Genomic DNA, 24,343 nt, shown 5'->3' with positions numbered 1-24,343 from the left:
GTGACCAAACCGTTCGTTTTGCCAGACAACCATGTTTTGCCAAAAAATTGGGTAATTCCGAGTTGTCTGGCTTTTCTTTTGAAAAAAAACGACCTATAATGTTATTAATAAATACATAGAATGTGAGGTGAGTCTGGTGAAATTAATCAACGTTACAAACAGCCATTCTCGACTAGTATTGAATCAACTTGAAAATACCGACGCAGAACTTGTAAAGGTTTACACTGCCGGAGACACGACAGTGATCTTTACCTCAGCGCCGAACCACAATGAAATTTTGCTGATCAATAAAAAACGGAATATTCGCCCGACGGAGGTAGAAGAAATCAAAAATTACTTCTTGAAAAAATTACCTGATGGCTCCTATGATCCTGCTACGATCTCTGTGATTCAAATGCCCGAAGTGGTAGAAATCTCCATCAAAAAAACGTTGTCTTCCTCACGTTAGCTTTGCCTAATCACGTGTTTAAAAAATATCTATAAAAGGTGACTGTCGCAGCCCTCTTTTATAGATATCTTTTTTTGTCTTCTCTCCTCCTTCTTTCGTCTAGTACTTCGACCAACGCTACCTGATAGTCAAGCAAAAAAAGAGAGCGTTACGCTCTCTTTTTCAAGTATATTTATTAGAAATCATCGACTGGATCATCACATGTAGATTGTGCCAATCCTTGGTACTATGAACATTGCCAAAAAATGTAAATTTCTGTGACTCATTATGGATCAGCACGCCATCAGAAACCAGTATGTCTGAGTCTCCTAAGTTCGAACTAAAGTGAATCACATTTTCATTGTAAATTTTCAATAGTTTGTTCTTAATGACCGGAATATATTCTGGGTGGTTCAAAAGAGAAATACCAATGCGAATCGGTTCCTCTTTTTGGATAGGTAAATAAGATGCTGTAATCTGAGCGATTTTCCTTAAGAAAAGGGCTTCTTTTTCTATTACAAACGAATGGCGCTGCAAGACGGTCGCAATCAACTCCTCCACCTCTAATACACGTTCGTTCGTAGAGGACAAATCTTCAGTAGACACAAAACTATCCAAAAAGAGATGAAGACAGCCCCATGTATTCATCACTAATTCATAGGTAAGAAACGCTTCGATCGCTTTGGAAAGATCATACTTTTGCGACAAGACAGCCACAACATCGGCAGAAAATTCGACCAATGGATTCCCCGAGAGGTTTCGCAGCTGTTTCCCCAAAAGAAGTTTCTCTTGATCCGAGATCGTTTCAGGTATGAAGAGAAAAACCCAGAAGTGATAAAAAATCTGTTCTTTCTCGATATCTTGCTGACTTCTGATCGGCAGCAGCTTGATCACTTGCTTTTCCCCATTGAGTTGCTTGATTTGCTCATAAATAGCGATGGAAGCTTCGTCTAATTCATTGACGATATAGCCCCTCAACACCGCATTTTCAATGATTGAAAACATAATGTCGTGCTTCACTTTAGTAGTTTTCAACGGCTCATATTCTTTCGCAGCTAATTCAACGCTTGCACGGGTGCGCTGATTGATGTAAACATTGCAAGCCATGATCTCAACTAAATAATGGTACATCCGCACACAAGGCTCTGCCCCTGTCAGATCAATGGAATCTGTATTGTTATTGATAGTAATCGGGACATTTTGGATAACCAGCATTTTTTTCAGATAGCTGATCAATTTATAACAATAAGAAATACTAAAAATCAATTCTTCTGAGATGTCCACCATACGGGTCTTTCTTTTTCTTAACAAATAGGATAATAGACGATAATAAGGAGATTCTAAGAAATACTTCTTCTTTAGATTCACAAAAATATGCAGGCTTTGTTCTTCGTTTAATTCTCGTGACAAATAAACGGTTCTCTTTTTCAGCAAAAAAATAGACTCGTCAAAGGTCGTAAACTCTCTCATATCTTCGGCGATTTCATTGATCAATATTTTCACCTGATACAAAGATTTGTTTATCGTTTCACATATTTTATCAAGAGACAGCTGCTTCTCCAAAATGATATTTCTAATAATAGTTAATTTATCTACCTGTTTTTTGGTTAAATAAAACCTATACAACTTTTCTATATACTCCAAAATTTTTTACCCGCCTTATTTAAAAAGTATCCTAGTTTCCAATTATAGTAAAATAAACTTAAATTTGAGCCTCTTTTTTCATTAAACGGACAATTTTAATAAAAACTTCAGAAAAATCCCCGCTTCTTTAAAACAGAACGGGTGAGAAAAACTTGTGAAACGATTCTTACCTTTTATAACAAAAAAGTGTTGGAAACCATTAAAAAGATCCTGTGAATTAGCTGTTTCCATAGACTTAGAAAAAATTCGTATTCTTTCATTGATTGGTAAGTGACTTGGAGAGTAAAATCATTTTCTAGCTGGACAAACTTCTTTGAGGAATCAAGTTCATTTCAAAGAGCTTGTAATAAAATATCTTCTCTTTTTAGCCAGCAATCTTTGTATTCATAAATGTTGATGATCGACAATTCATCACTGATCTCATTAATTGACCGCATAATTTCTTCATCATCCGAATCAACATTGCCAATGACATGCAAATCATAATGAATACCAGATTTATCCACGCACTCAACGATATAACTGATGACATCTCCCCAAAAATGTTCCAATCGATGCGTGCCTCCTGCTTTTTCTAGCCTTGAACGTTCAGCGATACACAAAACGTTTTTCGAAGAGTATTGCAAGATGTTGATTTCCCCTAGTGATTCTGCTAAGTAGTCAAGAACCGATTGACGATCATCCTCTTGATCCACAATTAAATTTCTCTCTAAAATCGTGTTCGTCTTGTTGCTGAAAAAGCGCACAGTCAACATGGTAGCATTCTTTTGTCCACTGAAATTTATTCTGGTTTGCAGCATTTTGATTCACTCCTTAAAAGAACTTTGATCCTCTGCTATTAAGGATATAGTAAGAACCAGCTGATTTTTATCGTCTTTTTTTCAAAAAAACTACAAATAAAATAATCATTGTCACTCTTTTTCTTTCTACTGACTAAAAGACCTGTCGATTAGAAACGAGTAGCAACTTCATAAAATTAAGAAAGACAAAAAAACTCTTTCAAAGCTTTCTTCAAAGAGTCTGATTGTATATTCTTAAAAAAATATGCTTCCTATTAAAATCTATGGTTCATGAGATAGCCATCCCACACAGTTAGTTTTTTGAGATTTCTTTATAACGAAACAAACATGAACGTTTATTAACACAGGAGTAACCCTTGATGTCTCTGTCGCTTGAAGCTAGAAGAATTGTAGGTGCAGATTACTAATTGAATGAAAACGTTAATTGATATTTTTTCATAAGTAACTTCGATATACCTATCCAATAGGAACGCATAAATAGAATCATACTTTTCAATCCCCACCCTACGCAACTGTTCATACGCGTAAAGCTACTTCCAAAATAGTTTCTTAAAAATGATAAAAAGTTGATTTCTATTGAATTGCAGGGGTTCACTAAAGAAATATTAAACATGAATTTTCAGAACTAGTTTCTCTGACAGCGACTGATTCAGAGCAAATTCTCAGAGACTACGAATAACATTTTTTTCGTTTTTTAGGTCCAATCCTAGTTGGAACGACAATTCTTTTAACTCTGAGAAGACTTTGACTTAAAATAAAAGCCAAAATATAACCCTGCAACAAATTTACTTTCATAGTGATTATTACCGAATTGATAATTCGTAGACAGAAAGATAGGTCGACTTGATAATCAGCATCATTTGACCACTAGAATATTTAATTAAATTATTGTATAAAAAAATCAGATTAATAAAATACTTTCTACTTTTTCATTAAAAATAGCGAAAAAACGGATAATAACATAATACACCATCATTGTATACTTTATTTAAGCAGTAAATCATCTGCAAAAATTAAAGTGAGGTTTTATTATGAAGAAAGTTATTTTGGGTACAACATTGGCAACATCTTTACTACTAGTAGGAGGAATCACTGCGTCAGCGACTATTGGAGACCCGGTTACCGCTCCCCCAATCGCTGTTACTATCACCGAACCAGAAAATGGTGTTAGCTTTACATTTAACACCTTGACTTTAAATGAATTCGAAATTAGTGAAGACTTATTGGATGGAACTCAGGAAGGAACTATTGAAAACGTTGGTGGAACATTAACAAACTTGACCCGTGACTCTATGAGCGTTACCATTAGAGTTTCTTCTGGATCTGATGGTATCTACTTCTCAAATTCACTGAAAGAAATCTCTTTGACAGCAATAACTGCAGACCCTATCGCTCGTTCAACAGAAGGCGAGCCCGTTGACTTCACATTCAATCGTCAAACTGCTTTGCTAGATGGCACACCCACTATCACAGTAACTGCATCAGATACTACTGACTCAGGCAATGGTCAACAACTTTAATTCTTAAAAAGGATAGCATATGGATAAAATATCAAAACACAGAGACTCTTTTCTAAGAGTTTCTGTGTTCTTCCTCATATTGACAATAATCGCAAATATAAATATAAGTATTGCAACAGCGAATGAGACGACGAATACTTTAAAACTATCACTTAGTGATACCGAATATGAAACATCAAGAAATACTCTTACTTTTCCTTCTGATGTTGATAAAAAGTATACATTTGAAATTAAACTGGAAAACATTGGAGCTGGTGATTCATCAATAGCGGTCACTCCCTTTTCTTCAACTGCTATTTCAAGAGAATCCTCTATTTTGTACACCTCGAATACAGAGAACCTTCTCGATGATAAATACGACTTTTCAAATTATGTTACTATCGCTTCAGATGCTATAGACGAAGAGAATCAAATAGAAATTGCCCCTAATGAATCTGTTGGTGTCAGCATTACCATAAATGTTCCAGACGACATAGAGCTTGAAGGTACTGTAATGGGTGGAATTAATTTTAAGCAAATATTAGGTGTTCAAACAGCTGAAGATTCTATTAGTATTGCGTCTGCCTACGAGTCTATCATTTTTATCAACTTACTTTTTAGTGAAGTGGAAGAGATCAAAGACGTCGTTTATGAAGACTTCTCCTTCGTTGCTCTTCAGGACATGGCAAACCTACAATTTTATGCACTTAACTATAATCCTATTTTAGGCAACTTAAACAATGCGCTCTACGAACTAATAAACCCCAATGGAGAAACAATTGCCTCTGGGGAGTTAGCAGATTCCGTTCTTTTAACGCCGTTAACCAAATCAAGAATGCAGATTCCTTTAATAGACGATAGTGAACTTATTGAAGGCGAATACCGTTTAACTATAGAAACAACTAGAAAAGCGATCACGACTACTTTTTCTTATGAGAAAGAAGACTTGGATAACTTCAAAAAAGAGAACCGTCCAACGAACACTGCCGATGTTCAGACAAATAATCAAATCCTTATCTGGATCATCTTTGTTCTCGTTGCAGCGTTGGCAGCTGAAGTCATCTATATTTTTAAATCAAAAAGAAAAAGAGAGGGCTAGTGTTGTGACCCCAAAAGTTAGCTTTTAGGACTAACTTTTGGAGGTCGCTTCAAAGCTCCTTTTTTTAGTACCACCAATTAGTCTCAAACTTATTCAGCAAAAGCACTTTTCACCTAGTATTAGAAAAAGATGTGCAAAAAAACCGCTCCTATTCAGCTAAGCGGTTTTTTCTACACTAGTTTTAAACATATCTTTTATCAAAAATCACTTCTTTTGTAAAAATTGTCGCTATCTCGTACTGGCACTCTTCCTCTAAACGATCCTCATGGACAGTATCATCATTGATATCCTCAAGTGATTCTTCTTGGCTGAATGAATCATTCTCTAATGAGTCTTCTTCCTCTGGGCGTTCAGATTCATCTTCAATGCCATTGTCTTCTTGCTTTTCATCCTCTTGGTCTTCATCTGTCAAGTTTTCATCTGGAATCTCTTCTTTTTCCTCATCCGTCTGATTCATTTTCATCTCTTTCGTAAAGGTCTCTGAATCATCAATTGCTGTAAACGTGACTGATAGGTAGTACTCAGAGTTGGCATCAAGATATTCCTTTATGTTCAATGTTGCAGCTACGTTAAGAATCATTGATGTTTCATCAGTATCCTCAATCAGAATGATCTTCTCTTCCGAACCGTTCACGCTGTTTAGTTCTGCTGAAAATCCTTCTCCGACAGTCGTGATCGTTACGTCAAAAGCACCTTCACTGCCGTTGCTATTGACGGTCAGCTGAAGATCTTGTGTGGTTTTCAACAAATAATAGTGTTCGTCCTTAAAGTCAATCGTGTTCAAATCAAAAATCAACGTTTCGGAAACCTCATCAGCTGCAGCCTCTATTGTTGGAAAGAAAAATATCGCCGAAAATATGAATAACAAACTTTTTAGCACTACCTGGTCCCCTTTCTGGTTTCAGAAATCACTTTTATTTAATAAATAATCATTTGCTTTAGCAAAATCGATAGATAGATAACTAGTAGACTAGCAATAAGACTAATTCATTTTGGCGTCCCGAAGCCATGGTTCACCAACTGAAAACTTAAACCATCTGTTAGAAGTGCTTCAAATGAAGTTTCAAGGGCTATCACCGATTCATGCTCAGATAAAGAAAGCTTAGGCTTCACTAGTAGCATCTGACAAAAAGAACATGTCCTCGATCAAATGATTAAACGACCTCTATCACTGGCAATCTATTCTCTGCTATCCCTCTACTTTCAAACAAGTGAAAATTTCCTGAATCATCAAATGGGCCTATGATATTTTTCTATTCATTTCAAATGCATTTCCTTGTGGTCACCTTTAATACTACGCTCTTTTTCCGACTCATTTTATCTTCTTTTAAAAGAATGGTTATAAATTAGGATAATTGTCTGATCATTGGACGATTGCCCCCAATCATGCAACCTTCCTTCTGTATCAAAAGCACGTTTTCAGCAAAAAAAGCCCCTTCTTATCCATTTGAATAAGAAAGGACTTTCTACGATCGTTCAATTAAAAAAGATTAGCCTAACGTACAAACTTGCACCTACCTAGACAGTCTCGCGGGAAACGACTCTTACATCAAACTCTTCAATTCGACGTCTGGGTACTTATCTGCGAACCAACGCATTGCAAATTGATTTTCAAATAAGAACAATGGCTGGTCGAAACGGTCTTTCGCTAAAATGTTACGGCTTGAGCTCATACGCTCATCCAAGTCTTTCGGATCGATCCAACGGGCGATCTTGTGGCCCATTGGGGTCATAATGACTTCGGCATTGTACTCATTCATCATGCGGTATTGGAAAACTTCAAATTGCAGTTGCCCGACAGCACCGATGATATACTCATCACTAAGATACGTCTTGTACAACTGGATGGCTCCTTCTTGGACCAACTGATAGATTCCTTTGTGGAAAGATTTTTGTTTCATCACATTTTTTGCAGTGACTTTCATAAAGAGTTCCGGAGTAAATGATGGTAGCTCTTCGTAAGCAACTTTTAGTTTTCCTTCATAGATCGTATCGCCAATTTGGTAATTTCCCGTATCATAAACCCCGATGATATCTCCAGCGACTGCTTCTTCAATATTTTCTCGGGTATCTGCCATAAATTGTGTCACATTGCTGAGTTTCATTTTTTTGCCAGTACGCTCAAGTGTCACGTCCATGCCTCGTTCAAAGGTTCCTGAACAAATACGGACAAAGGCGATCCGGTCACGATGGGCAGGGTTCATATTTGCTTGGATCTTGAACACAAACCCAGACATTTCTGGTTCATATGGACTGACTTCATCACCAGCCAAAGTTTTGTGACCGTAAGGCGCTGGTGCAAAGGACAAGAAGGTTTCCAAAAAGGTCTGCACACCGAAATTCGTAAGGGCGGAACCAAAGAACACGGGCGTTTGATCGCCTCGTGCGATTTTTTCTGTATCAAAGGCATCGCCAGCTTCTTGCAGTAATTCTACTTCTTCTAAAACTTGTTGGAACAACCCGTCTTCGGCAAATGGATGATCTGCAGGAAATTGACCATTTTCATCTAGGGCAACTAAACGTTCCCCACCGTGATTGTCTGGACGATAAAATTCGACCCGTTGGTTATGGATATCATACAGTCCTTCTAAGCCTTTCCCCATGCCGATCGGCCAATTCATTGGAAATGATTCGATCTCTAAAAGATCTTCTAGTTCTTCTAATAATTCTAATGGTTCGCGGCCATCACGGTCGAGTTTATTGATAAAGGTAAAGATCGGAATACCGCGTTTTTTAACGACCTGGAAGAGTTTTTTCGTTTGCGCTTCGATCCCTTTTGCGCTATCGATCACCATGACCGCACTATCCACCGCCATCAAGGTACGGTAGGTATCTTCAGAAAAGTCCTCATGCCCAGGGGTATCTAAAATATTGACCCGTTTGCCTTGGTAATCAAACTGCATAACGGAACTGGTCACGGAGATCCCCCGTTGTTTTTCAATTTCCATCCAGTCGGACTTTGCGAAATTCCCAGTCTTTTTCCCTTTGACCGTACCAGCTTGGCGAATCGCGCCACCGAATAATAATAATTGTTCTGTAATGGTTGTTTTCCCCGCATCCGGGTGGGAAATAATCGCAAAGGTACGGCGACTATCTACTTGTTGTTTTAATTTTGGATTATCCATTGATTCTATTGCTCCATTTCTTGTATTTACAATGCGAACAGTGACCATTTTAGACTGTCGCTAGTTTTCTGACCAAATCAGTATATCATGGATAAGGGTGATAAAAAAGCAAAAAAAGACAAGAAACCCCTTTGACTACTCTCTTTTACAGAGTTAGGCAAAGGGCGTTCCTTCCATTTGATGGAAATAAATTAAAATGCTGGCAGTAAGGTATCGCTATGGTCGTTTTCTAAAAATTCGCGAACTTTATCGCTAGTCATGGCACGGCGCAAGACGGCGATTTTTTCAGAATCTTGATTGTCTTCTCGAGCAACCAATGAGATAGCAAAGCGATCATCGATCGTTTTTTCTAAGAAAAGGGCATCGGCTGGTTTCAAACCGATTTTCGCAATATAGGTTGGGTAGTTGTATACCAAGGATACATTCGGCTCATCATAGGCTTCCGCAAGATTCAGTAAATCAACAGATAACCATTCAAAATTTTTCGGATTTTCGGTAACGTCTTTAAGTGTTCCATTGACACCAACGCCTTCTTTAAGAGTGATCAACCCTTCTTCTGCTAAAATCGCTAACGCTCGACCTTCGTTAGACACATCATTCGGCAATGCAACTTTTGTTCCTTCTGGAATATCATTGATATCCGTATACTCTTTGGAATAAAAACCGACTTTTGCGTTGTAGATTTTATCTAATGCCACTAGGTTTGCATCTTTTTCTTCATTATACATTTGCATATATGGTTCATGTTGCGCAAAGTTGGCATCGACCTCGTCATTATTCAGCAGCTCATTGTACTGGATATTGTCATTGACTTGGACCAACTGGATTTCCCAGCCATCTTCCACTGCTTCCGCTGCAACTTTTACGACATCGGTCATTGGTGTCGTTTGCGAAGCGACTTTGATGATTTTCTCTTCGCTCGCCTCATCAGAGCTGGAACCGCAAGCTCCCAATACACCTAATGCCAATACACTCAATCCTAAAACAAATCCTTTTTTCACTTTCATTCCTCCTATTTTCGTTTATCAAGTTTTCTTGCTGCCTGATTGCCAATCCCTTGCAGGATAAAGACCAAAAGAATCATGATGATAATTGCAAAATACATGACGCCATATTCATAGCGTTGATAGCCATAGCGGATCGCAAAATCGCCGATACCACCACCGCCGACGATCCCCATCACTGTTGAATAAGAAACCATGCTGACTGCTGTCGTCGTTAAAGATAAAATCAAGCCGCTTCTAGCTTCCACCAGTAAAAACGACCAAACGTATTGCCATTGACTGACACCAAGGGATTTCGCCAAATAAGAAACTTCTTCGGGGACATCCAGCAATACTTGCTCCGTCAAACGAGCAAAAATACTCATAGCAACGATGCTCAAAGGGAAACTGGCGGGAATTGGTCCAAATGAGCTACCTAAAAGCATTCGCGTCAGTGGAATCAAGGCTACGACAAATAATAGAAACGGAAATGAGCGGATAATCGTCACAACGAGATTCAAACCCTCATAAAGAAATGAGATTTTTTTCCCACGACTGCGGCTAAGAAAGAGCCAGACACCTAGCGGTAGTCCTAAGACAATGGCTGCGAGCATCGAAATCCCCATCATGATCGCTGTTTCTTTCAAAGACTGAAGTAATTCAGGTAAATAATACAAAATACTCTCACTGATCGTCATGCAGCAAACTCCTCTCCACTTTGTCCACATAAGAGCTTTCTTTGCGGACAATTGGCTGCGGATGATTGACAAATTCCGCCGCAAAGACGGTATCTTCCAATACAAACACACGTTGACAAATTTGTCTGACTGCGGTTAGCTCATGACTAACGAAAATGACTGCTGGCTGAAACGTCTGTTGAACTTTTTGCAGTAAAGCAAGTACATCGGCTTTCGTATCTTCATCCAGCGCACTAGTGGGTTCGTCACACAGCAAGATTTTCGGCTCACGGATCAACGCCCGTGCGATAGCTACTCGTTGTTTCTCCCCACCGCTCAACTTGGCTGGATAACTGTCGGCTTTGTCTTCCATCCCAACAAATGAAAGCATCTCCAACACCTTCTCCGATGATTTCCCCATTAACTTCAAGGGCAAATAGACATTTTCAAAAACGGTTCGATTGTGTAGCAGATTGTAATTTTGAAAAATCATGCCGATTTCCTGCTGCGCATGTAGCAGTTGCTTTTTGTTTAAGGGATCGATTCGTTTCCCGTCAAAGAGCAGCTCCCCACTGTCAGGTGTCTCAATTAAGTTCAAAAGCCGAAGCAACGTTGATTTCCCCGAGCCGCTTTTGCCGACGACCCCAACAATTTCCCCCGGCTGAACAGCAAAAGAAAGACCATCTAGGACGCTTCGATCGTAACGCTTTGTGATGTTGATGGCTTCTAGCATCTTTTTTCCTCCTAATCAAACAGCAACGCAAGAAATTCAGCGTTAGTCATCTGATGGATAAATTGCTCGATGGCAATATCCTTTAGCAAGCGGCTAATGGTGTTTTGTTCAAAATCAATACCTCGTAGCATCGCTTCAAGTTCACTGATCTCTTTTTGTCCAAAAAAATCACCGGTAATTTGAATCGCTGCAATCTTGCCTTTGTTGACAGTAAAATCGACTTCAACGATCCCAACCTGCGCAAACCGCTTTCTTTTTTGCCATTCAAAAGCAGGCGCTTCATTAAAAATCCACTCATTGTTCGCGTAACGTTCTTCAAACAACGTTTGGATCGCTTGGCGATCCGCATCCGTCAAGACGATCTCTTGCTCACTGATTTCATCAATCGATTCTACTTCATAGATATGGCAAAGGAGTGTATCTCGAAATGCCTTGGTATCCATTGATTGGTATTGTTCTGCCAAATACGGTTTAATATTCGTCACACTTTTCCGTACGGATTTCGTTGCTTTAGAGGCAATTTTTTCTTGGGCAACGTGTAGAACTTTTGTTAATTCTTCTAGATCCACATCATACATCAATGTGCCATGAGAATACGTTCGGCCTTTTTTTGTATACATCGCATTGCCAGAAAACTTTTTCCCATCAATGAACAGATCATTGCGGCCATGTACTTCAACCTTCTTGGCTCCCATTGCCGCTAAACCTTTCATGATCGGTTGTGTTGCACTTTGGTAGTCACCAAAACTCGTGGCATCTTTTTTAGTGACAAAACTAAAGCTCATGTTGCCTAGATCATCATACACCGCTCCACCGCCAGATGTCCTGCGAGTCAACACGATATTGCGACTCCTTAAATAGTCAAAATCAATCTCTTGATACGCATTTTGATTTCTGCCGATTATAACACATGGTTTTTGTATGTATAACAGAAGACAAGGTTCTGAAACATCTACGTTATTCATTAAATACTCTTCAGTTGCCAAATTGTAACGGATATCCTCACTAAGCATACGGTAAAATTTCATTTCAAGCCCCTCGTTCTTATTAGATTTCTATGGATATTCTCGCTTTTCTTACGGAAAATTGCAATCAAACTGCTTAACGATAAGATACACTTGTTTTTTTATCTGTTTTTAAACTGTATTATTGATTAGATTTATCGTAACCGTTTCTTACAAACAAATCAAGGGGAATAAGTAAAAAAAAGGAACAAAAAAGACCAAAGCAGTTGCCTTGGTCTTTCTCATTTCATTCATGCGGAACTTTAACGGCGAGGCTCATCTTCCTCAAAATCTTTGCGGAAATAGCGGCGTTCTTCTTCTGGTTCCACTTCGCCTTCTTCTGGATCATGGAAGATTACACGGATCTTCAAGACACGTGATCCTTCCATTTCTTCAGAAATCAATTTCACGTTATCGACTTCAAAGGAAAGTTTCTCTCCTTCATCTGGAATCATTCCTAAAGCAGTGATCAAGTAGCCTGCCATCGTATCGACGTCGCTCATATGCAAGCTCATATTGAAAGCTTCATTGAAATCATCGATCAGCATCCGACCTTGGATCACGTATTCTTTATCAGAGATTTTTTCATAAAGCTCTTCGACCTCATCGGATTCATCATCGATCTCACCGACGATTTCTTCAAGCAAGTCTTCTAACGTAACTAACCCAACGACTCCGCCGTATTCATCAAGCAAGATCGCCATTTGGTTTTGGGTTTTCTTTAATTCATAAAGCAAATCATCGATAAAGACTGTTTCTGGAACAAACAATGGTTCTTGCAAGATCTGCTTGATGTCCATTGTTTCAAAACCGTATTTGTAGGCACATTTCAAAAGGTTTTTGGTATGCAAAATCCCAACGACTTTGTCTTTATCTTCATTATATACAGGAATACGAGAATAATTTTCTGCTAAAATTTCAGTCAAAATTTCTTCTACTGAGTCATTGATATCCACCATAAAGGCAGAGGTTCGAGGAACCATGACTTCACGGGCGACTTTCGTATCTAATGAAAAGATCCCTTGCAGCATCTCTAATTCATCTTCTTCAAAGACCCCTTCTGTTTCCAACATATACCGCATTTCATCACGGGTCATCTTTGTGTCTTCATCGTCAAATTCCATTGGAGTGATCCGCGCCAATAAGCTTGTTGAAGCAGATAAGAACCAGACGAAGGGCTTTGCAATAATCCCGATCGTTCGAATCACACCAGAAGTGAACTGGGCAACTTCTTCTGATTTGTTCATGGCGATACGTTTTGGATACAACTCACCGAAAACGATCGACACATAGGTCAAGATCGCTAAAACGATAATGTTCGCTAAGCTTTTAGCCGCCGTTCCTCCACCTAATAAAGGTGCCAGACGGGTCGACAAGGTATCTGCCAGAGATGCCCCAGATAAGATATTCACCAAGGTAATCCCAACTTGGATCGTTGACAAGAAATTTGTTGGATTATCAATGATTTTCAATAATTTTTGTGATTTGACATTTCCTTCTTCCGCTTTTTGCTCCACACGGTTTTTGTTGACTGAGACGACTGCGATCTCAGAGGCCGCTAGAAAAGCGTTGATCAATGTCAAAACGATCAATAATAAAATTTGCGCTAGAAGCGACTGACTCTCGGGGTCAGCATTCATAATAGCATTCTCTCCTTATTTTTTCATATTCTAAAAAAAATCGTGGGCTTAGCCCACGATAAAATCCTATCACAAAGTTTTTTTCTTTGCAATAAAAAACACCAGTCATTGATTACTCGATCAACCGTTCTTGATTTTTCTTGATTTTGTCATCTTTGATCAGACGAACAATAAAGACCACGATCGTCCGACAAATTGCGTAAAACGGTACTCCTAAGAAAATTCCCAGCAAACCTGCCAGATTTCCAGCGACCAATAAAACCAAGATGATCGTTAATGGATGGATCGCTAATGATTTTCCGATCACATTCGGGTAGATAACATTTCCATCTAATTGTTGGACGACTAGTACCACGACACAGCACAGCAATGCGCGGAACGGTTCATCAAAGACCGTTACTAAGACTGCTGGAATCAAGCCAAGATACGGACCTAAATAAGGAATCAAGTTTGTGACCCCTGCGATCACCCCAAAAAGAAAGGCATAGTTGACGCCGATCATCCAGTACCCAATAAACGTGAAGGTAGCGACAAAAATACATTCGATCGCTTGCCCACTGATGTAATTGGATAGTGTCTTGTTTAAATCACCTAGCAACCCAACAATCTGATCTCGTCTTCTTTCTGGAAAGACTGTTTTCAGATTAGGAACTAGCTTTTCTCCATCCTTCAACATATAGAAAAGGATGAATGGGACTGTAACGATGATCATCGTCGCGGAAGCAATCGTACTGACGATCGATCCTAAGCTAGTGGATAACCCACTAAGAAACTGCTGCAGCAAAGAACCATAAGAAAGATTTAGGTTTTCTAACTGCTGCGCGATATCGATTTGTTTGAAAAATGGATCATCTGCGATCCTTGAGATCCAGCTTTCCATATTTTTGGCAAATGTTGGAATATTTTCCGCCAATGAAGTAATCTGACTCACCAGATTAGGAATAACGCTGACGAAAATCAAGATGATTGCTGCTACTAATAACAATAGAACCAATATGACAGCAAACAGTCGTTTTATTTTTGTCGTTTTCATCAAAAATAGGACGATTGGATTTAGCAGATAATACAGAAAGCCAGCAATCAATACTGGTGCAAATAAAGTAGAAAAAAACGTGCCGATCGGTGCAAATAGAAAATTGACTTTACTTAACACAAACACGAGTGTCACTAAAACCAATGCTTCCAATGACCAAAAGAACAGTTTTGATTGTTTGAATTTGTCGAACAAAAGATTCCCTCCCTTTTTTATAACATTATAGTTGATTTTGTAAAAAAAAGCTTGCGACTTTAGCCGCAAAAAAAAGAAATTTGTAAAAAAAGTGGTATACTAATAAAAATAACGGAGAAATCATAGCTGAGGTGAGTTTTTTTTTATGCATATCGCACAAACAAAAGATACGCTAAGTGAGATCTATTTGGCGTCATTGAAAATACGAAATCAAGTGTTCGTAAAAGAGCAAGGGGTTCCATTAGCATTAGAAGTAGATGAAAATGAGGCATTGGCTGTTCATTTCGTCTTATATGACAATGACAATGAAGCAGTCGCAACCTTACGTTTTTTACCGATCTCTGATCATGAGGTGAAATTACAGCGAATGGCGGTGCCAGCTGCTCATCGAGGTTCAGGCTACGGCAGGCAGTTGATCGAGGGAGCGGAAGCATTCATTCAAAAACAAGGAATCAAAAAAGTCACGTTAGGGGCACAGTTAACTGCCAAAGAATTTTACTTGAAGTTAGGTTATCAGCCTGAAGGCGATGTCTTTTTAGACGCGGATATGCCCCATATCAAAATGAGCAAAACCTTTTAACGAGCAGTGATTACTTAAAATAGCGACCACAAAACAGATCCTTTCTCTGTTTTGGGGTCGCTGCTTTTTATTCCTCTGCTTCAACGATCTCTTCAATCGCTGTCAGCAACGCTTGCGCCACCCTTTGATCATAGCCTTCACTTGTAATCACCGCTAAATCAGTGTCACTGTTCAAATAGCCTAACTCCAACAAAACTGCTGGAATATATTGCTCTCGTAAAACATAATAGTTACCAAAACGAGTGCCGTTGGAACTCAATGCCACTGAACTACTCAAACTGGAAGTGATCGTTTCTGCCATCTCTTTTGCCCCAGTATAGTAATAGTAAGTTGTCAGTCCTTGAATGCTATTTGTTAGCTCTGAATTATCGTAATGAATGCTGATAAATAGATCTGGTTCCTCCGAGAGTGAAGCTGCAGTAATTTCAGACAGCGCTAAATAGCGATCTTCGGTGCGTGTATAACTAACTTGAATTCCCGCTTGGGTCAGTACTTCGCCAATCGTTTGGACGGTGGCTAACGTCAAATCTTTTTCCATGATCGTTTGATCCGTTGACAGTGCCCCAGAATCTTCGCCGCCGTGCCCCGCATCAAGAACGACTTTAAAGTCTGACAATTTTTTTGGAGTCTCCGAAAGTGGAACTTCTTGGATGGATGCAGAATGCTTTTCAATGTAACCCGTTATTCCATCGTCTGTTTGGATTTCAACCATCTCTTCTGTTTGACTAAGTACGGTTGCCCAACTTCCACGGTGGATCTTCCCGATGACGGTCTCTTGACTTGTTGTCTGATAGATCGATACATAATCGTTCTCACTTTCAATCGCTGCATCGTATTCTGAGGGATCCACGTAAATTTGGACCATACTTGCCGTTTGTGCGACCTCTTCTGCTTGAGCGTCCGACTCGGTTTGAGCCGTGCTTTCTTGGGTCTCTTCTTGAACAAAATGATCATTTCTCAACACAGCAAAACCTGCCGCAAAAAGTAGAATCATGGTAGTACCGATAACAAGCTTCCCTTTTTTCTTCATTTGCTTCCCCCACTTTTTTCTTGGTCTTTCTATCATGGGACTAGCAGCTTAAACAGAACTTAAAGGCAACTGCTAGAAGCAACCCTCTCACAGCACAAAAAAACTTCAACCGAAATGGTTGAAGTTTCTCGGGAAAAATGAGCGATCCGACCCATTTCACTTATTTTTGAGACAACTGCTTGTAGCGATCATACCAAATGTCCACATACCCTTGCGAAAAGGGTCCTTTGCCATTATTGATCCAATCTACTAAAATTTTGACATTTTCTTTCAAGATAAAATCAATGTCTTGCGGATATTGCATAATCTTACTGTGCAATTCATACTCATCCACATCTAGTAAACGTTTCTCGCCATCAGGAAATACTTTGATATCAAGGTCATAATCGATATATTTCAATGCCTCTTCATCAAGTAAATACGGTGAAGCAAGATTACAATAATAGGAAACCCCCTTTTCTCGAATCATTGCAATAACATTAAACCAGTATTTTTTATGAAAATATACAATTGCTGGTTCACGGGTAACCCAGCGTCTTCCATCTGATTCGGTCACTAATGTATGATCGTTGACCCCTATCACTGAGAATTCACTGGTCTTTAAGACCATCGTATCCCGCCACGTTCGATGCAAATTGCCGTCATGTTTGTAGCTTTGAATGCTGACAAACTCTCCTTCTTTTGGAACTCGCATAGCAACCCTTCCCTCAGCAAGAAAACTTGCGTTTTGTTTGGGTGTTCATTACACCGACATCGTTAATATTATAGCAATAAAAGAAAGCTTTGCCTAGAAATCTTTATCGAGTTTCTGATATTTCTTTAATTGATCCACCAATTTCTGCTGGGGTTTTGGGAAAACATAGTTTTGAAAGGATTCTTTTGCTGCCCATTCGCTGTCTTGTAACGTGAGCTCTCCACGTTTTCTGCCGTAAAATAAAAGGACGTGCCATTTCAAATGACTAAAGATATGAGTGATTTCGCCAAAATGTCGTTTTTGCCAAACGACAGGTAGATCAGGAAAAATCTCGAGTGCATCATCTTCGGCAATCAAATCCAACTGCAGCTGCTCCTCTTTTGCCCATGTTCGCTGCAGAGCCTCGTACTGTTCTTTCGTCACTTCTACCAAAGGAAAATGCCACATAGAAGCCAATAAGCCTGTTTCAGGTCGCTGCACGAGTAAAAACGAGCCTTGATCTTCGATGGCGCCTGCAATGTAATAGACATCTTTGGGCTTTGCTTTTTTCGATTTCACTGGAAAGTCTGTTTGTCGATTCTCCGCATAAGCAAGACAATACTGACTGATGGGACACTCTTCACATTTCGGTGTGGTGGGTGTACAGATTCGTGAGCCAAGATCCATCAAGGCTTGATTAAACTCACCAGGTTCATCGGGGGAAATGATCGTTCTCATCGCCTCGTCAAATGGTCTTCGGCTGCTGGCTTTCGCAATATCTGCTTCGATACAAAATAACCGACTGACGACACGCATCACATTTCCATCGATTGCCGGTTCTGGCAAGCCAAAAGCAATACTGCCAATGGCTCCAGCTGTGTAGGGACCAATTCCTTTTAATGAGCGAATCTCTTCAATTGATCGGGGCATTTCTCCGTCGAATTCGGCAACGATTTGCTGGGCGGCAGCCTTAAGGTTACGGGCACGAGAGTAATAACCTAAACCTTCCCAAACCTTTAAAAGCTTTTGTTCTTCGGCTGCCGCCAAGTCTTGGATCGTCGGGAATTGTTCCATAAAACGATAGAAATAGCCAATCACTGTTTCCACTCGTGTTTGTTGAAGCATGATCTCTGAGATCCAGATTGCATACGGATCGTTGGTCGCCCGCCAAGGCAGATTGCGTTTTTCTTTATGATACCAAGTTAAAAATGTTTCTTGGAACGTCTTGATTTTTTCTTCATCCCAAGTTTCCCATTGCTTACTCATCCATTACTTCCTCATCTAAGAATCGTTGTATATCATCGATGGCAAACCCTTTTTGATAAAGGCCTTGCTTGATTTTCATTTTTCGTTTCATCAACGGTAATCGCTGATGCCGCCGCATAAGGCGAGCACCTTCTCTTTGGAGCGCTTCATTTTCTTGGTCCTCATCTTTTTCCATTGGTAATTCATCCAAAATCATTTGAATGACTCCTTGATGAAAACCTTTTTGCATCAAATGCATTTTTATCTTTTGGATCATTTCCTTATGGCTTTTGTTGTGAAAACGACGCCTCGCTTTTTCAGCCGTATGATAACCGACTTCAAACTGCATTTCCTCGGTATACAAAGGCAATACTTCCTGAATCACGGGATCTTTTAATCCTTTTTTTCTCAATTGCTGACTGATGACCACGGGTCCTTTGTCACTCATGCGGACTTGGGTGCGAATGTAGCTCTCTCCATAGTTTTTGTCATCGATCAAATTCAGCTCTTTCAGACGTTCAACGACTAAGTCTCGGTCTTGTTTTTCGATTTCTTTGTCTTTCAAATAGGTACGGACTTCCATTTCAGAACGCAGCTGATAGCTAATATAGTTCATGGCTTGCTGCAATCCTAAATCAAACCCCGCACTTTTTTTGATTTCTTTTAATTCTTCTTCACTCAGTTCCTTGCCTTTTAATAGCCGAAAACGGACCAAAAGATCTTCTGAGACCCGCAGCGTTTCACCTTCTGATGTCGCCACTTCATAAAATGGTCCTTTTCCTTTACTGATACGAATAATTGTATTCATCTTCTTCACCTCGCGAACGTACATTCTATTTTACCACAACTACGATGAAATTCCTTCTAATCAAGCTGAAAAAATGTGGTAAAATGAACTGACTATTTTATTTAAGGAGTTCACATGGCAAATACACAAGTCCAGCTTGGACAAAAACTACAACTAACGATCAAACGCTTGGGGATCAACGGAGAAGGCATCGGGTATTACAAAAAGCTGATCATCTTTGTTCCCCGTGTTCTACCGGGGGAACAGGTCATTGCCGAAGTCACCAAAGCATCTCCCCGCTTTGCTGAAGCCAAGATGACCAAAATCATCAAGCCAAGCAGCGATCGCATCCAACCACCCTGCAGGTTTTACGACCGGTGCGGCGGCTGCCAATTGCAGCACTTAGTCTACGACAAACAATTAGACTTCAAAAAAGACCTATTGAAACAAGCACTTGAAAAATTTAAGCCAAAAGGCTACCAACAGTTTGAACTAAGGGATACTTTAGGCATGAATGTTCCTTGGCATTACCGCAACAAAGCACAATTTCAATTGCGTTACAACAGTCAAACCAAACGAATCGAAGCGGGTTTATACGAAATGGAGTCTCATCGCTTAGTCGCCATTGATGATTGCCTCGTACAAGAACAAGATACGCAAAAAGTGATCAACGGCATCGTCCAATTGTTGAATAAATACCAGATCCCGATTTACGATGAACGCAAAAACAGCGGGATTCTACGGACATTGATGGTTCGTATCGGGATCGCGACTGGCGAAGTTCAAGTCGTGTTTATTACCAACTCTGTCAAACTGCCGCAAAAAAATGCGCTGATTCGCGAGATCAATCAGCGCTTGCCGCAAGTCGTTTCCATCATGCAAAATGTGCAAAACAAAAAAACGTCCGTCGTGATGGGCGAGGAAACGATTCATCTTTGGGGCAAAGAAGCGATCGAAGAACGGTTGAATGAACTGACCTTCGACTTGTCCGCCCGCGCATTCTTCCAGCTGAATCCACAGCAAACCAGCATCTTGTATCAAGAAGGGTTAAAAGCCCTTGACTTGAGCAAAAATGAAACAGTCGTTGATGCCTATTGCGGTGTGGGAACGATTGGGTTGAGCGTGGCTCCTTATGCCAAAGAAGTCCGCGGCATGGACATTATTCCTCAAGCAATTGAAAATGCCCAAGAAAATGCACGCCGCATTGGTGCCCAAAATACCCATTATGAAACGGGAACTGCTGAGGAGCTCTTACCAAAATGGTTCAATGAAGGCTTCAAACCTGATAGCATCATTGTTGATCCGCCAAGGACAGGCTTGGATGAACGATTATTGCAAGCTTTGCTGAAACAACCACCGAAGAAGATGGTCTATATATCTTGTAATGTTTCTACTTTAGCAAGAGACTTGGTCCAATTAGCCAAAGTGTTTCACGTAGAATATCTGCAATCAGTAGATATGTTTCCACAAACCGCCCGCTGCGAAGTAGTGGTAAAATTGACTCGCAAATAATCATTCCTCAGATGCGATCGCCATATCAAAGACTTCGCCGTCTTCCCCTGTTCCTTGAGAAATGTTCGTCAATTCCATCTCAAAACGATCACCATCAATAAGAATGAGTGTGCCCGTTTCATCTGCTTGTGCCAATTCCTCATTCGCTCGCTCTGCATCAGTCTGAGTCACTTGTTGCGCTTTTGTCTGATCGGTTTGATCGTGATTATTTTGGGTCTCGTCTCCACTTTGACTTGTTTGCGTTTGCGGCGTATTGATTTGGTTGTTGATCGGTACGTTGTCGTTGTTTGTCTGTGGGTCATTCGCAGCAACACCACAACCACTAAGTAATGCCACAAACAAGATAATTGCTGTTTGTTTTTTTATCATAAAAAACACCTTCCTTTTATTCATAGCGTAATGCTTCGATCGGTTTTAATTTCGACGCTTTATAAGCGGGTAAGTAACCAAAAATAGTACCGATCAGCATTGAAAATGACACACTGATCAAAATGGATAACAATGAGATCGTCATCGGATACTCTAACAGACGCAAAGCGATCAGGCTGATGAGCAGACCGACGATGATGCCAATCAGCCCCCCGATCACCGATAAAACGATTGCTTCTGTCAAAAATTGCTGCAAAATCACTTTACGTTTGGCACCCAATGCTTTCTTCAAACCGATCTCTCTGGTACGCTCTGTCACACTGACCAGCATCGTATTCATTACACCGATCCCACCGACGAGTAAGGAAATGCTAGCAATTCCCCCCAGTAAAATCATATTCGATCGATTGATATCATCGGTCATTTTCTGCACTTCATCATAGTTGCGGATGGAAAAAACAAAATCTGAAGGCGGAATACTCTTGGTCAATTCATGGCTGGCTTGAACGACTGCTGATTCTAAGACGTCCGCATTCGTTGCCTGAAACAGCACTGTTGGCCTTTGGTTGAGCTTTCCTTCGACGAAACTTTGGCTGCCTCGAGGGATGAAGACATATTTCCCTGACAGTTGCTCCGTGTCAGAAACAGCTACGCCAACGATGCGAAAGGGCGTCCCATTGATTTCGATCAGTTGATTGATAGGATCACGATACGAGAAAAAAATTTCCACCAAATCTTTCGTAATCACCGCAACTTGTTTTTGTGTCTGCAATTCGGTTTCAGTCATTGCTCTGCCAGCAAGGATCGTATGGGGCAAAATTTCAAAGAACCCGCCATCCATGCCTAGCACTGTCGTATCGGTTTGCTGGTCTCTTTGGAAAACTGTCAGATTGGCTTCATAGAACAAGCTAACGTTCTTGGCGTGATCAATAGTCAACAGCTTTTGCAGCTCTCCTTCTGATAGTTGCGGGGCGTAATCAGGCAAACGATCATTTCTGCCGCTTTCGCCCGCTAAAAAAGCACTTCTAGCGTCATATTCGATCCGCATCGAGTTAGTATCACCACCAATCAGCTGCTTTTTCATGTTCTCAGTATTTCCGTTGATGATACTCACAATGGAAATGATGGAGGCAATCCCGACAATGATTCCTAGCATCGTCAACAAGGAACGCAAACGATGCTGGTAGATTGCTTGAATGGCTAAGCGAATATTTTCGGTCATCTTTTGCCCTCCTCAACAACTTCACCATCTTTAATGACGATTTGCCGCTTTGCATAGTCCGCGACTTCTTGTTCGTGGGTAATCAAAACCACTGTTTTTCCTAGATGATTCAGCTTAGTAAATAGCGCCATGATCTCATGACTATTAGCGGTATCTAAAGAACCTGTCGGCTCATCTGCTAAGATCACATTTGCTTCTCCTGCTAATGCCCGAGCGATCGCTACTCGTTGTTTTTGCCCCCCCGACAACTGATTGATCCTAAAATCGATCCGATCCCTCAATCCGACACTTTCTAAGGCGTGAATAGCTCGAGACGTACGTTCTTCCTGATTGATACCAGCATACAAGAGCGGTAAGGCAGCATTTTGTAAAACGGATAGTTTGGGCAACAGTTCAAAATTTTGAAACACGAAGCCGATTTTTTGATTGCGGATCTCGGACAGTTCGTCTTCACTCAATTGACTGGTATTTTTACCATCAAGTAGATAGCTGCCCGTTGTTGGCGTGTCTAAACAGCCAATAATATTCATCAAGGTCGACTTGCCTGATCCTGACCGGCCCATGATGGAAACAAATTCGCCAGCATTGATTGTTAAGTTGATTTTTTTCAAAACGTGAATTTCGCTAGTGCCCTGTGGGAACGTTTTGCAGACATCAATCAGTTGGATCATTTGGTTTCACATCCATTCCTTCTTGGATCCGAACTGTTGGGAAGACGAGCACCACTTGCATATCCAGTTCACTTTCTAACAGATACATGGCTTCATCCGTTTCATCTTCCATGATTTCCACGGATAGTTTACTGATTTTATGGTCCTCAACGACGTAGATGAAGGGCCTATCTTCTTCATAAAACACGAAAGATTTGGGCAGCTTGATCGCGGTTTGCTCTTCCTCAATGCGTTCTACAAAACAATGGATGCCAATACTAGGTGGCTCTTCACTTTCATCTAAAACGACCTCAAAACTAAATTGCGACAAATTGGGGTTTGCGCCTTGTTCTTCAACCACTACCGAAGGCTCTTTCATATCCCCAACTCGGGTGAACTTTCCAGTCCATCGCTGACTGCCGCCATTACGGTCTCTAAGTTCAACCTTTTGACCAGGCTCAAGTTGATTGCGGCGAAATTCATCCACAGTCCCTTTTAAAAAGAGCCGACTGGTATCAACGATCGTCATAAAAGGATTCTCTGGAGCCGCTTCACTTGCGCTTCGATTCATTTGTCGCTCGTCCACGTCTTTAACGATTCCATCAATTTCGGCTTCCACGACGTCTGAGCCATGTTGCTCTTTGACTGAACGTAGTTCTAATTCTGCCCGTTCCAGCTCTAATTCGGCATCGCCAATGCTGCTTTCCAAGTTTTGCGCTTCTAGCAGTAATTGACTTTGCTGCATTTCCAAATCGGTTTTACGATCTTCCAGCCCTTCTTTGTCCTCTTCTTCCGCACTGGCAATTTTTTGTTTCGTCTCCTCCAGCTGATTCGTGACCTTATTGTATTGTTCCCATTTTTGATTCGTTTGCCGTCTTGCTTGTTCCACAGCTCTCGAGCGATTTGCCGTCGCCTGTTCTGCTTCTTTAATGGCCAAAGCCCCCTCAGGGTTAGAGTAAACAAAAAGAGCTTGCCCTGCTTTGACTTGATCCCCTGCCTCTACTTTTTTCTCAACAACTGATCCTCTTGAGCTATCCACCTTGACTTCAACCGTTCTTGCTGGTTCAACGACTCCTACTAAGTAAAAATCTGCTCTCGGTTGCAGATCTTGCAAAGTTATTTGAGTGATGGAAGGTTCTTCACGACGAGCAATCCCCCAGGCACTCGTCCAGCCTAAACTGCCGATGATCAGTAAACTACTGATGATCATAAAACTCTTTTTTGATTTGTTCATATGCTTTCTCAAACATCTCACCTTCCTGATTGGTTAATCGAATGACCACCTTTATTTAACCATTGAATCAATTTCCGTTTTGAACGTTTCTCTTAATATCTGCTGAAAATTTCTTAAGAAAATAGAATTTTTCCATTCTTTTTTTATTAATATGAAGAATTAGCTATTCGCTCTTACTCCTC

23 protein-coding genes are annotated in these 24,343 nt (G+C 40.4%); 5 read left to right on the top strand and 18 right to left on the bottom strand.

Features of this window, described 5'->3' with window-relative positions:
• Positions 1 to 136: 136 nt before the first annotated feature.
• Positions 137 to 448, top strand: coding sequence for a DUF1827 family protein (locus tag IGI71_RS07155; RefSeq protein WP_005225878.1), 312 nt, complete (start codon positions 137 to 139; stop codon positions 446 to 448).
• Positions 449 to 610: 162 nt separating this feature from the next.
• On the opposite strand, the gene IGI71_RS07150 is transcribed toward IGI71_RS07155, so the two are convergent.
• Both IGI71_RS07150 and IGI71_RS07145 read right to left on the bottom strand, forming a co-directional pair.
• The gene (locus IGI71_RS07150) at positions 611 to 1,930 is read right to left on the bottom strand and encodes a helix-turn-helix domain-containing protein (RefSeq protein WP_225582179.1); all 1,320 of its coding nucleotides are present in this window, start codon (positions 1,928 to 1,930) and stop codon (positions 611 to 613) included.
• 473 nt (positions 1,931 to 2,403) lie between these two features.
• Complete coding sequence (locus IGI71_RS07145; protein WP_010748074.1) at positions 2,404 to 2,871, bottom strand: hypothetical protein; 468 nt, start codon at positions 2,869 to 2,871, stop codon at positions 2,404 to 2,406.
• A gap of 1,031 nt (positions 2,872 to 3,902) precedes the next feature.
• Between IGI71_RS07145 and IGI71_RS07140 the strand changes: the two genes are divergently transcribed.
• Entirely contained in the window at positions 3,903 to 4,391 is a 489-nt protein-coding gene (locus IGI71_RS07140; protein WP_194186101.1) for a hypothetical protein, read from the top strand.
• Between the two features lie 19 nt (positions 4,392 to 4,410).
• Positions 4,411 to 5,469, top strand: coding sequence for a WxL protein peptidoglycan domain-containing protein (locus tag IGI71_RS07135; protein ID WP_010748072.1), 1,059 nt, complete (start codon positions 4,411 to 4,413; stop codon positions 5,467 to 5,469).
• Between the two features lie 181 nt (positions 5,470 to 5,650).
• Here the strand turns inward: IGI71_RS07135 and IGI71_RS07130 are convergent, their stop codons facing one another.
• From IGI71_RS07130 to IGI71_RS07095, 8 genes are all read right to left on the bottom strand, one after another.
• On the bottom strand, positions 5,651 to 6,349 hold the full coding sequence (locus IGI71_RS07130) for a hypothetical protein (RefSeq protein WP_010748071.1): 699 nt from the start codon (positions 6,347 to 6,349) through the stop codon (positions 5,651 to 5,653).
• A gap of 664 nt (positions 6,350 to 7,013) precedes the next feature.
• A complete protein-coding gene (locus IGI71_RS07125; RefSeq protein ID WP_005225872.1) occupies positions 7,014 to 8,594 on the bottom strand; it encodes a peptide chain release factor 3 in 1,581 nt (526 codons plus the stop codon).
• 191 nt (positions 8,595 to 8,785) lie between these two features.
• A complete protein-coding gene (locus tag IGI71_RS07120) occupies positions 8,786 to 9,601 on the bottom strand; it encodes a MetQ/NlpA family ABC transporter substrate-binding protein (protein WP_118214900.1) in 816 nt (271 codons plus the stop codon).
• Positions 9,602 to 9,606: 5 nt separating this feature from the next.
• Complete coding sequence (locus IGI71_RS07115) at positions 9,607 to 10,275, bottom strand: methionine ABC transporter permease (RefSeq protein ID WP_010748069.1); 669 nt, start codon at positions 10,273 to 10,275, stop codon at positions 9,607 to 9,609.
• Positions 10,262 to 10,987: a methionine ABC transporter ATP-binding protein gene (locus IGI71_RS07110; RefSeq protein ID WP_010748068.1), complete on the bottom strand. Its 726-nt coding sequence runs from the start codon at positions 10,985 to 10,987 to the stop codon at positions 10,262 to 10,264. The genes IGI71_RS07115 and IGI71_RS07110 overlap by 14 nt, the downstream gene beginning before the upstream one ends.
• 11 nt (positions 10,988 to 10,998) lie before the next feature.
• Positions 10,999 to 12,015: a lipoate--protein ligase gene (locus IGI71_RS07105; RefSeq protein ID WP_010748067.1), complete on the bottom strand. Its 1,017-nt coding sequence runs from the start codon at positions 12,013 to 12,015 to the stop codon at positions 10,999 to 11,001.
• Between the two features lie 239 nt (positions 12,016 to 12,254).
• On the bottom strand, positions 12,255 to 13,631 hold the full coding sequence (locus IGI71_RS07100) for a hemolysin family protein (protein WP_005225867.1): 1,377 nt from the start codon (positions 13,629 to 13,631) through the stop codon (positions 12,255 to 12,257).
• 112 nt (positions 13,632 to 13,743) lie between these two features.
• Positions 13,744 to 14,859 (bottom strand): AI-2E family transporter, encoded by a 1,116-nt coding sequence (locus IGI71_RS07095; RefSeq protein WP_010748066.1) that lies wholly within the window; start codon positions 14,857 to 14,859, stop codon positions 13,744 to 13,746.
• Between the two features lie 145 nt (positions 14,860 to 15,004).
• Here IGI71_RS07095 and IGI71_RS07090 point away from each other — a divergent pair, with 145 nt between their 5' ends.
• Positions 15,005 to 15,439, top strand: coding sequence for a GNAT family N-acetyltransferase (locus tag IGI71_RS07090; protein ID WP_010748065.1), 435 nt, complete (start codon positions 15,005 to 15,007; stop codon positions 15,437 to 15,439).
• A 67-nt stretch (positions 15,440 to 15,506) separates the two neighbouring features.
• On the opposite strand, the gene IGI71_RS07085 is transcribed toward IGI71_RS07090, so the two are convergent.
• The 4 genes from IGI71_RS07085 to recX all read right to left on the bottom strand — a co-directional run bounded on the left by IGI71_RS07085 (position 15,507) and on the right by recX (position 19,195).
• The gene (locus tag IGI71_RS07085; protein ID WP_010748064.1) at positions 15,507 to 16,469 is read right to left on the bottom strand and encodes an N-acetylmuramoyl-L-alanine amidase; all 963 of its coding nucleotides are present in this window, start codon (positions 16,467 to 16,469) and stop codon (positions 15,507 to 15,509) included.
• A gap of 160 nt (positions 16,470 to 16,629) precedes the next feature.
• Entirely contained in the window at positions 16,630 to 17,163 is a 534-nt protein-coding gene (gene ntdP, locus IGI71_RS07080; protein WP_005225863.1) for a nucleoside tri-diphosphate phosphatase, read from the bottom strand.
• 93 nt (positions 17,164 to 17,256) lie between these two features.
• Positions 17,257 to 18,408: an A/G-specific adenine glycosylase gene (gene mutY, locus IGI71_RS07075; RefSeq protein WP_010748063.1), complete on the bottom strand. Its 1,152-nt coding sequence runs from the start codon at positions 18,406 to 18,408 to the stop codon at positions 17,257 to 17,259.
• Positions 18,401 to 19,195, bottom strand: coding sequence for a recombination regulator RecX (gene recX / locus IGI71_RS07070; protein ID WP_010748062.1), 795 nt, complete (start codon positions 19,193 to 19,195; stop codon positions 18,401 to 18,403). The genes mutY and recX overlap by 8 nt, the downstream gene beginning before the upstream one ends.
• Before the next feature lie 114 nt (positions 19,196 to 19,309).
• Here recX and rlmD point away from each other — a divergent pair, with 114 nt between their 5' ends.
• A complete protein-coding gene (gene rlmD, locus IGI71_RS07065) occupies positions 19,310 to 20,686 on the top strand; it encodes a 23S rRNA (uracil(1939)-C(5))-methyltransferase RlmD (RefSeq protein ID WP_010748061.1) in 1,377 nt (458 codons plus the stop codon).
• On the opposite strand, the gene IGI71_RS07060 is transcribed toward rlmD, so the two are convergent.
• The 4 genes from IGI71_RS07060 to IGI71_RS07045 are packed head-to-tail and all read right to left on the bottom strand — an operon-like array spanning position 20,687 to position 24,161.
• Positions 20,687 to 21,055, bottom strand: coding sequence for a hypothetical protein (locus tag IGI71_RS07060; RefSeq protein WP_430616277.1), 369 nt, complete (start codon positions 21,053 to 21,055; stop codon positions 20,687 to 20,689).
• 16 nt (positions 21,056 to 21,071) lie between these two features.
• Positions 21,072 to 22,277 carry an ABC transporter permease gene (locus IGI71_RS07055; RefSeq protein ID WP_010748059.1) on the bottom strand — a complete coding sequence of 402 codons (1,206 nt, stop codon included), beginning with the start codon at positions 22,275 to 22,277 and terminating at the stop codon, positions 21,072 to 21,074.
• Entirely contained in the window at positions 22,274 to 22,948 is a 675-nt protein-coding gene (locus IGI71_RS07050) for an ABC transporter ATP-binding protein (RefSeq protein WP_010748058.1), read from the bottom strand. The genes IGI71_RS07055 and IGI71_RS07050 overlap by 4 nt, the downstream gene beginning before the upstream one ends.
• A complete protein-coding gene (locus tag IGI71_RS07045) occupies positions 22,932 to 24,161 on the bottom strand; it encodes an efflux RND transporter periplasmic adaptor subunit (protein WP_010748057.1) in 1,230 nt (409 codons plus the stop codon). Before IGI71_RS07045 ends, IGI71_RS07050 begins: the two co-directional genes overlap by 17 nt.
• Between the last annotated feature and the right edge of the window lie 182 nt (positions 24,162 to 24,343).

Source organism: Enterococcus sp. DIV1279b (genome assembly GCF_050531515.1).
Classification (GTDB): Bacteria; Bacillota; Bacilli; order Lactobacillales; family Enterococcaceae; genus Enterococcus_D; species Enterococcus_D casseliflavus.
Note: the sequence above shows the minus strand (reverse complement) of the source record. Positions and strands in the feature narration are given on the sequence as shown.